A 9429-nucleotide genomic window follows, 5' to 3' on the forward strand; every position below is an offset into this window, starting at 1 on the left:
CGATGTACGACATGGTGAAGGCAGAAATCGGCGATGAGCAGGCGCAGCGGCTGGAGGCAGTGTTGGCCAACAGCCGCATGGTCGCGGTGGCTGAGGCGCCAGCGCCCAGTCATATTCGCGAACTGAACGTGGACGAGCTGGTAGAGCCAACTGAGCCCGTCGGTGAAACCGCGCCGGCGGTCGGCGAGCCCGCCGCGGCTTCTCAAGCGGTGGCTGCCCAGCCGACTGCCGAGGCTAATCGCGATCTTTTGCTGTGGTTGGCAGTTGCGCTACTGATTATGACGGCTGGGCTGTGGCGCGGCCGGCGGGGAGGTTGAGATGTTGTCGAGTTTGTCACTGGGGTTAATGCACCAGCTGACCAGTTGGCTGTTAGAGCCGGTGGTGTGGAGCCTGCTGGGTTTTGTGGTGTTGGCCGTGTATGAGAGCGGCTTGGCCATTGGCGAGCGCTGTGGCGGCATCGCCCGGCTGCTGGCTCGGGGCGATACGTCGCGGCTGAAAGCCGCCGGCCGGCGCCGGATTGAACGCGCCGACTTTATTACCCGACTGGCGCCGATGCTCGGCCTGATGGGTACGTTGATTCCCCTGGGGCCGGGGCTGGCAGCGCTGGGCGAGGGCGAGCTGTCGATTTTAACCACCGCGATGATTGTCGCCTTTGATACCACCGTGGTCGGACTACTGGTGGGCATGGTCGGTTTTGTGCTGGGCCGTTTGCGCCGCCGCTGGTACGACGCCGCGCTGGAAGCCTTGGCGGCTCGCCAGTTACAGGCCGACTACCAGCAATTGGCCGGGCTCAAGAGCGCGCCGCGTCGCGCGGTGGACTCGGTGAACTGCGATGGATAACTGGCGGCGCTCCGAATTTCTCGACCACGATGAAGACCCACTGGGGCCGCTGGCCAATTTGGTCGACATTATTCTGGTGTTTGCCTGCGGCTTGATTGCAGCGCTGGTGGCCTTTAGCCCCGAGCTGCAAAACCATTTCGATGCCCGCCAGCGCGATGTGACCCTGGGGCGCGAGCTGCCGAGTGTGCCCAGCACGGTCAAACAGCAGCTCGAACAGGGCGAGGGCTATGAGTCACTGGGTCAGGTTTATCGCGACCCACAAACCGGCAAGTTGATTCTGATAGGCGAATAGCCACAACCCATAAGTTGATGTCGCCTTTGGCTCAGCGTTGCGCTGAGGCGTGGGGGCGGCTGGAAAAGTGATACGCAGTAAAGGAAGAAAAAATATGACAGATAGAGGCGGCAAGGCTACGGCCTTTGCCCGGTGGGCAAGTTTGGGGCTGGCAAGCATAAGCCTGATGAGCATAACACTGGTCACCAAAGTTCAGGCGGATCACCCGGCGGCAAGCGCCTCCAAGGTTGAGGAGGTTGTGGTCAAGGGGCTGCGCCAGCGGCTGTATGAGGCGGGCATGCTCAAAGACAGTATTCAGAAGACCGAGGTGGTGTCGGAGCTTGCGATAGAAAATGCCCATGCCGCGAGCCTGACTGAGGCAATTGAAGATGCGCCGGGTGTGCGGGTGAATAATGAGTGTTCGATGTGCGGCGTCAAGCGGGTCATGCTCAATGGCATGCGCGGTGAACACAGCACCATACTGGTCGACGGCCTGCCGCTGCACACCATGTTGTCGGGGTTTTACGGTCTGGATGCCGTGGCGACTTCCGGCATCGAGCGAATAGAAATTGCGCGGGGCGCGGGGGCTTCGTTAACCGCGCCGGAAGCCATTGGCGGTAGCATTAATCTGATTAGCCGCGAGGCGGTGGAAAACGGCGGCGAAATCGAGCTGTCGCTCAGTCAGCACGGTTTTGAAAAAATTAATTCGGTGCTCACCGCGGTCAGTGACGACGAGCGCAGTCGATTTACGCTAGTTGCCCAGCGCGACCAATGTCACCAGTACGACGGTGATGACAACGGTGTTAGTGAAAGCCCCGAGCTGAAAAATCAATCGCTGACTTTGCGGCTGTCGCAGGATCTGGGCGACAGCGACAATGTGGTGTTGCGCTACAGCCGCATCGATAGCGAAATTTTTGGCGGTCCGATGGACACCAATATAGACCGTGTGCGTCGTGAGTATCGCGCCGATCCGGATTATTCGTCGGCGCAGTTGTTTGAGGACGGTGATGTGCGCAAGCGCTATATCGGCCGTGCTTGGGAGACTACTGAGTGGATCGAGTCGGCGCGCAACGAGCTGTCGGCCAGTTGGTTGCACCAGTTTTCAGTCGGGCTTAATGCTACCGTTAGTGCCGCCCTCAGCCAGCACCAGCAAGATTCTTTCTACGAGGGCTTTGTCTATCGCGCCGACAACGATCTCTACTATGTCGATGCCCGGTTAAACTGGGCCTTGAACGATGACCATATGCTGAGTCTGGGTGTGAACCAACGCGACGAAGTGCTGCGCTCGCAGAGCAATAGCCAGTCGCCCAACTATGTGTCGGACAGTTTCGATTATCTGTCCTACGGTCTGTATGTGCAGGATGTGTGGACCGCCAGTGCCGATCTGGAGGTCGCCATGGCGCTGCGTTTTGACGATATTCGCGCCGACTTTACCGATGCTTCAAAGCCGGGAGTGGAGTTAGAAGAGACGCTGCTGTCACCGCGACTGGATGTGCGCTATCGCCACAGTGAAGAGTGGGTGTCGCGGGTTTCCGCTGGGCGCGGCTATCGCGCCCCGCTGTCGTTCTTTGAAAGTGACCACGGTATTCTCGACGGCGAGCTGGGCTTTGTGGTGGATGTCGATCGTCTGGAGCGCTCGCTGTCTGCCGCCTATGCCCTGAGTTTTGAAGGCCAGCGCTTGAGCGCGACGGCGTCGTTGAGCCGCACCGAAGTTGAGAATCTCAGTGAATTGGGCGAGACCGATGCGGGCGTGCCGGTGCTGGGGCAAATGTCGGGTCGCGCGCAGGTTCGGGTTGCCGACATTGCCCTCAGTTATGCGCTGGCGGAGAACCTGACGCTGGCGCTTAGCGCAGAGCAAGTCGACTACGACCGCAACTTTAAGCAGGCCTTTGGGGTGGTGCCGGTAGAGCAGCGTATTGTCGTAAGCGGCGACTGGGATGTGCGTGGTTGGGACGTGTTCGTCAGCGCCAGCTGGATCGGCAGTCGCGACTTGTCGGAGTACGCGACGCCACATAACCCCAGTTTCGACGAGGCCGGCCTGCAGGCAAAAAGCCGTCGAGCGAAAGCCTACTGGACGGTGGACAGCCGAGTGGCGAAAGAGCTGGGCGACCAGTGGACAGTGTATTTTGGCGCGACGAATCTGCTTGCCTACACCCAGGCCGAAGACATGGAAACTCCCTTGTTCTATCAGGATGGTGGCTACGATGTTGCCGATATTTACGGCCCGCTAAAGGGCCGCGAGATCTATGCCGGTGTTAAATACCAGTTCTAGCTGGCGGCGGCTCGCCGCGCTGCTGTTGCTTGGCGGCGCTATGGCGCCGCTACTGTGGGCGCAGTCGTCAATTTATCAGCTCGAGCTGGCAGGCCTGCAGTCGAACACCGTGGTGAAACTTGCTGACTATCGGGGGCGCTGGTTACTGCTCAGCTTTTTTGAGCCCCAGTGCAGCTGGTGTCAGCGACAGATGCGCGCCTTCAGCGAACTCGTTGAAGACTGTGGTGAACGTGTGCAGCCGCTCTTGGTGGGGATTAATGGTCGCGACGATGCCCTGCGCGAGGAGTTGCGCCGCGCCAAGGTTGCGCTGCCGGCGGGGCGGGCAAATCGCCAGCTGCTTGCGGTTGGCGGCGAGGTGGCGGCTACGCCGACAACGCTGGTGTTTGCGCCCGATGGTCAGCAGGTGGCGCGGCTGCAAGGCTATTACTCCCGGCAGAAGTTTGTCAGCGCCTTTGCCGATATCTGCACCGTTGGGCCGTATTGACTGAACGCTTTTGAACACAGTCTACGGGGGTGTATTTAAGTCGGCGCCAAGCTGTGCCACAGTGAGCGCTGGCAATGAAGCTGTGGGAGCAAAACCGTTATGGCAGTGTTGGCACTGTATATTCTGTTGGCCTTGGGGGTGTCGTTTCTGTGTTCACTGCTTGAGGCGGTGCTGCTCAGTGTCAACTCCTCCTATATTGCCGCGGGGCTGGCCAAGGGCCAGCGTTCGGCGCGCTGGTGGCAGAACTGCAAGGACGACATCGACAAGCCGCTGGCAGCCATCCTCAGTCTAAATACCATTGCCCATACCGTGGGTGCGGCCGGCGCTGGTGCGCAGGCGACTAAGCTGTTTGGCGAGGTGTATTTTGGGGTGATCTCGGCGGTACTGACGCTGTTAATTTTGGTGTTTTCGGAGATTATTCCCAAAACGCTGGGCGCGCGTTACTGGCGACAATTGGCGCCGGCCTGTGCGGTGATGCTGCACTGGGTGCAGCGGCTAATGGCGCCGCTGGTGTGGCTGACCCAGTGGGTCACCCTGTTTCTCAGTCGCAAGCAGGAAGCGGCTTCGGTGAGCCGCGACGAGTTTGCCGCGCTGGCCGAGCTGGGGGTCGAAGAGGGGGTGTTTTCGCCCCGCGAGGCGCGGGCGGTGCGCAGTTTGCTGCGCTTTAGCCGCACCCTGGTGCGCGATGTAATGAGCCCGCGGCCGGTGATCTTCAGCCTGGATGGTGATAGCACGGTGGAGCAGGTTCTCGCCGAAAACCGCGAGCTGCCTTTTTCGCGCATTCCGATTTATCGCGAGCAGCCCGACAATGTCTTCGCCTTTGTTCGCAAGGACGAAATTCTGCGCGCTGCCATCGACGCGCCGGGCACGGTGCTGCACAGCCTGCAGCGGCCCTTATTAATTGTGCCCGACAACCTGCCGCTGCGGGCGATGATCCAAAAAATGCTGGTGCCCGGCAAGCAGATGGCACTGGCGGTGGGCGAGTACGGCGAATTGCACGGGCTGGTGACCACAGAAGATCTCGTCGAGACCCTGCTCGGCTTTGAGATCACCGACGAGACCGACCCGGCGGTGGATATGCAAGTGTTTGCCCGCCAACGCTGGGAACAGCGGGCGCGGCAAATCGGATTTTTACACGATGAGGTGTCCCACAGCGGCCGCGACAAATCGTCGCAGCAGTAGAGCCTGGCGCTATGGCTCTGCTATAACAGCGCCTGCGTGGGTGAATGAGTAAAGACAGCAATGAATGACGCGGTAATGAACGAAGCGGTGGTGAACGAAGAAGCGTTTGCGCGAGCCCGGGCCGCTGGACGGCGCTTGGGTCGGGTGCTCGCGCTGAGTCTGGGGCTGGGTATTGCGCCGCTGGGCAGCGCTGAAGAGAGTCTGGACCTGGTGGCGGTGATGGCCGATATGCAGCGCTTCGCCCATAAAATTCAGTTGTCGCTAGACGCCGAGAATCTGCGCTTGGCGGATTTTTATGCCCACGAGCTGGAAGCCGCCGTGGCCCGTGCCAGTAGTATCGACAGCTATGGCGACTACCCGGTGGGGCGCCTGTCGGCGAGCACCCTAAAGCCGCTGATGCTGCAGTTGGGTACGGCGATCGACAGCGGCGAATTGCCGCGGGCCAATACGGCGTTTGATCAGCTGCTGAGCGGCTGCAATAGCTGCCACCAGCTTACCGAGCACGACTATATTCGCCTGCAGCGCAATGCAGTGAATCCCTATCTGCAGTCGTTTGCGCCGCTGCGCTAGCGGCCGGGGCCACGGCCGGAACTCAGGTCTAGAGAGGTTTGCGCCAGGAGGGTGCCGGCGGCCATATTGCCGTCGGCACTGCGGACTCAGCGGTCCGGCAGGGTGATGTTCAGTTCTAATACCGAGCAGTTGCCGTTGTTGTCCAGCGCCACTTCCACCTGGTCCTGACTGACGTCGACATACTTGCGAATCACCTCCAGTAACTCCTGCTGCAGCTTGGGCAGGTAGTCGGGCTGGTTGCGTTGATTGCGCTCGTGGGCAACGATAATTTGCAGGCGCTCCTTGGCGACGGAGGCGGTGTCTTTTTTATTGTTGCGGAAGAAGTCGAGTATGCTCATGCGCTCCTCCGGAACAGGCGCTTGAATATGCCCTTGTGCTCAATATTGACGAAGCGGTGCTCGACGTCTTCACCGAGCAGTCGCGCCACGGCGTCGCTGTAGGCCTGGCCGGCGGCGCTCTGTTCGTCGTGAATCACCGGGATGCCCTGGTTAGAGGCCTTGAGCACAGTTTCCGATTCGGGGATAACGCCGAGCAACTTGGTTGCCAGAATTTCTTCGACATCGCCCACCGCGAGCATTTCGCCCTTGGCGACGCGCTCGGGGTTGTAACGGGTCAGCAGCAGGCACTCCTCGACGCGGTCGCCGTTCTCGGCGCGGCGCGACTTGCTTTGCAAGATGCCGAGGATGCGGTCGGAGTCGCGTACCGAGCTGACTTCGGGGTTGGCGACCACAATCGCGGTGTCGGCAAAATACAGGGCCATGAAGGCGCCGTGTTCAATGCCCGCCGGCGAGTCGCAAATAATATATTCAAAGCCGTCGTCGGCCAGTTCTTTCAGCACGCGCTCGACGCCGTCGACGCTCAGCGCGTCTTTGTCGCGGGTTTGCGAGGCCGGCAGAATATAGAGGTTGTCGACCCGCTTGTCCTTGATGAGCGCCTGGCGCAGGTTGGCGTCGCCGTTGATCACGTTGACAAAGTCGTAGACCACGCGGCGCTCGCAGTTCATGACAATATCGAGGTTGCGCAGGCCGATATCGAAATCGATGACGGCGGTCTTGTGGCCGCGAAGCGCCAGGCCGCTACTGATAGCGGCGCTAGTGGTGGTTTTGCCCACACCGCCCTTACCTGAAGTCACTACTATAATTTTGGCCAAAACAGGGCTCCCTATGGCTGAATTGGGCGCGCTTAGCGCCCGGATAATATGCGTTTCAGCTCAGCGGCTGAATATGCAATGTCTGCTTGCTGAGGCGAATCTTGGTCGCGGCTTTCCAGTGCTCGCCGCGCAAATCTTCGTCCAGTTTAAAGTTTCCGGCAATAGATACCAGTTCGGCTTCCAGGCTCTGACAGAAAATACCCGCAGAAGTGTCGCCGCGCACGCCGGCCAGGGCGCGGCCGCGCAGGGCGCCGTAGATATGGATATTGCCGTCGGCCAGGACCTCGGCGCCGGCCGATACCGACGACAGGACAATCAGGTCGCCGCCGGCGGCGTATACCTGCTGGCCGGAGCGAATCGGCGTGTCGATAATTTTGCTGGGGCGGTTGTTGGCGGTGCTCGCGCTATCAATGGCGGCTTCGGGTTCTGCGGAGGCGGCCTGTGGCGCGGCTTCGCTGTTGTCGCGGCCCGGTCGCCCGGCGGGCATCAGTGCCAGCCCGGCCTCGCGGGCCCGTTGCTGCAGGGCCTCGTCGGGGCTGCGCAGTGCCACGGGGATCAGGCCGTGGTCGCGGCACAGCGCGGTCAACTCAAGGAGCGGCGGCGCCAGCGTGCCCTGATAGGGCTCGAAGTTCAGCACGACCGGCGTGTGTTGAAAGAAGGCCGGTGCTTCGGCGGCCTTGGCGCGCAGTTGCTCGGCGAAGTGGCTGTGTTCGTAGTCGCTGATATCGAGCTGGGTCAGCGGGAACAGACCGGCTTTCAAGCGAAACAGCGGCGCGTCGCTAAAGGAGAGTTCGGCGTTTTGAGGTTTGGAATCCATGCGGCTAAGTGTACCGGAGTTTGCACTGAATGAGGCGGCAACTTATAGCCTGTTGGCCGCTGGGCTGCAAGGGTTGCCGGGCTGACGGGTGTCAGCCTTGCAGGCGTCGCCTCACGCCAAGAAAGCGTTTGCCTCCCCACAGGGCAATGCCGGCGCCACTGGCAATCAATAACCAGGCGCTGGTGGCGAGCAGCGTGTGGCCAGCGTAAAAATGCAAAATGGCAGCGCCGGCCGCAACAAATGCCAGTGCGGTGCGCAAATAGGCCAGCGCCGTGCGCTCGTTGGCAAGGTGGGTGCGTTCTAAGGCGAGGTGATCGCGAACGCTGCTGTCGTCCATAGGGGCTTCCTCAGTGAGCGCTGGGCGCCGGTTGTCGTTATGTATTGCGGATTAACCATAGCGAGCCTGGCGCCATCTTGCACGATATGCGGCCTAGTTTGTCGAGCCGAAGCGCCGCCCGGCGGAAAAGCCGCCGTCGACGGCGAGTATCTGCCCGTTCACAAAACTGGCGTCGGCGGAACATAAAAAGGCGATGGCGGCGGCGACTTCCTCGGCGCGGCCGGCGCGGCCCTGCAGGTGCCAGTCGATAAACTTTTGGTGGGTGTCGGGAGCGTGCTTAATGGCTGCGGTCATCGGCGTTTCAATTAAGCCCGGGGCCACTGCATTGCTGCGAATACCGCAGTGGGCGTAGTCGGCGGCAAGGCTGCGGGTGAGCTGGACAATGCCGCCCTTGGCAACATTGTAGGCGAGATTGTTGTCACAGGCTTGCAGGCCGAAAATACTGGCGACATTCACTATGCAGCCCTGGCGGCGTGCGAGCATGTCCGGCAATAGGGCCTGGCACAGCCACAGACTGCCGTTGAGGTTGATATTCATCACCCGCTGCCACTCAGCGGGCTTGATGTCTGTGGCGCGGCCATAGCTGCTGATGCCGGCGCAGTTAATTAAGGTGCTGATTGCTCGGCTTTCGCTAAGCTCGGTAATCGCTGGCAGCAGGGCATCGCGGTTGCCAACATCTAACGCCAGAAACGCAATGCCTTGTTCGCGCCACTGCTTGGCCAGCGCCGCGTCGGGCCGGGCAATATCGACAGCGATAACGGGGTAGCCGTCGGCGTGCAGGCGTTCGACGGTGGCGCGGCCGATGCCGGAGCCGGCGCCGCTGACCAATGCGTAACTCATGGCCTTCTCCTAAAGTTGCTGGTAGGCGCTGAGGTCGGGGGTTTGCATGGCGGCCTTAAAGTGGCCGCGGCTCCATGGCCAGGTGGCGGGCACGCCTTGGGCATCCAGATACCAACTCTGGCAACCCGAGCCAAAAATGGATTTTTTCGCGGCGGCAATGCGGTCGCGGTCAAATTGCGCCAGGGCTTCGGAGCGGGCACTGATCTCGCGGCAGTGGCCGTTTTCTACTCGCGCCATCAGCTGGCTGATGTAGTGCCACTGCTGTTCGGCAATTTCGATCAGTGAGAAATTACCCACAGGGCCGTTGGGGCCATTGAGCATAAAGAAATTGGGAAACTCGGGGATAGACACTGCCATATAGGCGGTGGGGCGTTCGGCCCAGGCGGTGGCCAGGCTGTGGCCATTGCGACCGAGTATTTCCATGGGGCGCATAAAGCGGTCGGCCTGGAAGCCGGTGGCCAGCACGATAATGTCGAATTCGCGCAGCTGGCCGTCGGGGCTGCGGATGCCAGTCTTTTCAATGTGAGTGACGTCTTCAATGGCGACCTCGACATTGTCGCGCTGCACCATTTCGTAAAAACGATCGGCGTAGACTAAGCGTTTGCAGGCGGCGCGGTAGTTGGGCCGGAGTTTCTCGCGCAGCTCGGGATCGCGCACCGATTGTTC

General features: G+C 60.7%; 12 protein-coding genes and 1 pseudogene. 7 read left to right on the forward strand and 6 right to left on the reverse strand.

Features of this window, described 5'->3' with window-relative positions; all coding sequences use genetic code 11:
* The 7 genes from ABYM29_RS13025 to ABYM29_RS13055 all read left to right on the forward strand — a co-directional run.
* Positions 1 to 317 (forward strand): hypothetical protein (locus ABYM29_RS13025; protein ID WP_372865207.1); only part of this gene is annotated, 317 nt, incomplete at its 5' end.
* A gap of 1 nt (position 318) precedes the next feature.
* Positions 319 to 840 carry a MotA/TolQ/ExbB proton channel family protein gene (locus ABYM29_RS13030; RefSeq protein WP_372865208.1) on the forward strand — a complete coding sequence of 174 codons (522 nt, stop codon included), beginning with the start codon at positions 319 to 321 and terminating at the stop codon, positions 838 to 840.
* Entirely contained in the window at positions 833 to 1132 is a 300-nt protein-coding gene (locus ABYM29_RS13035; protein ID WP_372865209.1) for a DUF2149 domain-containing protein, read from the forward strand. Before ABYM29_RS13030 ends, ABYM29_RS13035 begins: the two co-directional genes overlap by 8 nt.
* Before the next feature lie 166 nt (positions 1133 to 1298).
* Entirely contained in the window at positions 1299 to 3383 is a 2085-nt protein-coding gene (locus ABYM29_RS13040; protein ID WP_372865210.1) for a TonB-dependent receptor plug domain-containing protein, read from the forward strand.
* A 40-nt stretch (positions 3384 to 3423) separates the two neighbouring features.
* The gene (locus tag ABYM29_RS13045) at positions 3424 to 3867 is read left to right on the forward strand and encodes a TlpA family protein disulfide reductase (RefSeq protein ID WP_372865211.1); all 444 of its coding nucleotides are present in this window, start codon (positions 3424 to 3426) and stop codon (positions 3865 to 3867) included.
* A gap of 99 nt (positions 3868 to 3966) precedes the next feature.
* Positions 3967 to 5049 carry a CNNM domain-containing protein gene (locus ABYM29_RS13050; protein WP_372865212.1) on the forward strand — a complete coding sequence of 361 codons (1083 nt, stop codon included), beginning with the start codon at positions 3967 to 3969 and terminating at the stop codon, positions 5047 to 5049.
* Positions 5050 to 5109: 60 nt separating this feature from the next.
* Positions 5110 to 5619 (forward strand): hypothetical protein, encoded by a 510-nt coding sequence (locus ABYM29_RS13055; protein ID WP_372865213.1) that lies wholly within the window; start codon positions 5110 to 5112, stop codon positions 5617 to 5619.
* Between the two features lie 86 nt (positions 5620 to 5705).
* On the opposite strand, the gene minE is transcribed toward ABYM29_RS13055, so the two are convergent.
* From minE to ABYM29_RS13085, 6 genes and pseudogenes are all read right to left on the reverse strand, one after another.
* Positions 5706 to 5957 (reverse strand): cell division topological specificity factor MinE, encoded by a 252-nt coding sequence (gene minE, locus ABYM29_RS13060; RefSeq protein WP_372865214.1) that lies wholly within the window; start codon positions 5955 to 5957, stop codon positions 5706 to 5708.
* Positions 5954 to 6769 (reverse strand): septum site-determining protein MinD, encoded by an 816-nt coding sequence (gene minD, locus ABYM29_RS13065; protein WP_372865215.1) that lies wholly within the window; start codon positions 6767 to 6769, stop codon positions 5954 to 5956. Before minD ends, minE begins: the two co-directional genes overlap by 4 nt.
* A gap of 55 nt (positions 6770 to 6824) precedes the next feature.
* Positions 6825 to 7586, reverse strand: coding sequence for a septum site-determining protein MinC (gene minC, locus ABYM29_RS13070; RefSeq protein WP_372865216.1), 762 nt, complete (start codon positions 7584 to 7586; stop codon positions 6825 to 6827).
* Between the two features lie 91 nt (positions 7587 to 7677).
* The gene (locus tag ABYM29_RS13075; protein ID WP_372865217.1) at positions 7678 to 7923 is read right to left on the reverse strand and encodes a DUF202 domain-containing protein; all 246 of its coding nucleotides are present in this window, start codon (positions 7921 to 7923) and stop codon (positions 7678 to 7680) included.
* Positions 7924 to 8016: 93 nt separating this feature from the next.
* Positions 8017 to 8763 (reverse strand): SDR family NAD(P)-dependent oxidoreductase, encoded by a 747-nt coding sequence (locus ABYM29_RS13080; protein WP_372865218.1) that lies wholly within the window; start codon positions 8761 to 8763, stop codon positions 8017 to 8019.
* 9 nt (positions 8764 to 8772) lie between these two features.
* Positions 8773 to 9429: pseudogene (locus ABYM29_RS13085) on the reverse strand (NAD(P)/FAD-dependent oxidoreductase); the annotation flags it as partial.

It is taken from the genome of Spongiibacter sp. (assembly GCF_041602295.1).
Classification (GTDB): Bacteria; Pseudomonadota; Gammaproteobacteria; order Pseudomonadales; family Spongiibacteraceae; genus Spongiibacter.

Bases quoted from the DNA above. Each gene is read 5' to 3' on its own strand.
- ABYM29_RS13035 (WP_372865209.1), top strand. From the start codon at position 833: ATGGATAACTGGCGGCGCTCCGAATTTCTCGACCACGATGAAGACCCA.
- ABYM29_RS13075 (WP_372865217.1), bottom strand. From the start codon at position 7,923: ATGGACGACAGCAGCGTTCGCGATCACCTCGCCTTAGAACGCACCCAC.
- ABYM29_RS13040 (WP_372865210.1), top strand. From the start codon at position 1,299: ATGAGCATAACACTGGTCACCAAAGTTCAGGCGGATCACCCGGCGGCA.
- minC (WP_372865216.1), bottom strand. From the start codon at position 7,586: ATGGATTCCAAACCTCAAAACGCCGAACTCTCCTTTAGCGACGCGCCG.
- ABYM29_RS13030 (WP_372865208.1), top strand. From the start codon at position 319: ATGTTGTCGAGTTTGTCACTGGGGTTAATGCACCAGCTGACCAGTTGG.
- minE (WP_372865214.1), bottom strand. From the start codon at position 5,957: ATGAGCATACTCGACTTCTTCCGCAACAATAAAAAAGACACCGCCTCC.
- ABYM29_RS13050 (WP_372865212.1), top strand. From the start codon at position 3,967: ATGGCAGTGTTGGCACTGTATATTCTGTTGGCCTTGGGGGTGTCGTTT.
- ABYM29_RS13055 (WP_372865213.1), top strand. From the start codon at position 5,110: ATGAATGACGCGGTAATGAACGAAGCGGTGGTGAACGAAGAAGCGTTT.
- ABYM29_RS13045 (WP_372865211.1), top strand. From the start codon at position 3,424: ATGGCGCCGCTACTGTGGGCGCAGTCGTCAATTTATCAGCTCGAGCTG.
- ABYM29_RS13080 (WP_372865218.1), bottom strand. From the start codon at position 8,763: ATGAGTTACGCATTGGTCAGCGGCGCCGGCTCCGGCATCGGCCGCGCC.